Source organism: Cereibacter sediminicola (genome assembly GCF_007668225.1).
GTDB lineage: Bacteria > Pseudomonadota > Alphaproteobacteria > Rhodobacterales > Rhodobacteraceae > Cereibacter_A > Cereibacter_A azotoformans.
In genome coordinates this window covers 1-497 of sequence record NZ_VDEK01000147.1, presented here as the reverse complement: position 1 = coordinate 497, position 497 = coordinate 1, and the positions used below count along the sequence as shown (strand labels likewise).

Sequence of the window (497 nt, the reverse complement as noted above, 5' to 3'; positions counted from 1 at the left end):
ACCTGATCCTGCTGGATCTCATGCTGCCCGACGGGCTGGGCATCCCGTTCCTGCGCAGCCGCCGCGCGCGGGACGACACGACGCCGGTCATCATCCTGACCGCGCTCGACCAGATCGCCGAGCGGATCGACGGGCTGAACGCCGGGGCCGACGACTACCTGGTGAAGCCGTTCGACCTGACCGAGCTTTCCGCGCGCATCGGCTCGGTCGCCCGGCGCTATTCGGGCAATCCCAACCCGCTGGTCCGCATCGGCCCGTTCGAGATTGACCTTGCTGTCCGCAGCATCCGCCGAGACGGCAGGGCAATCCCGCTCACCGCCCGCGAGTGGGTGCTGTTCGAGGCGTTCCTCGCGCGGCCGAACCAGGTGCTGTCGAAGGCGCAGCTGGAAGAGCGGCTCTGGTCCTTCGACGCCGAGATCGAGAGCAACGCCATCGAGGTCTGTGTCAGCCGCCTCCGCCGCAAGCTCGACCATGCGGTGATCGAGACCGTGCGCGGC

The 497-nt window shown here is 68.6% G+C and carries 1 protein-coding gene; it reads left to right on the top strand.

Annotated elements, in window-relative coordinates:
- On the top strand, nt 1-497 hold a 497-nt coding region (locus tag FG154_RS20770; protein WP_145112067.1), incomplete at both ends, for a response regulator transcription factor.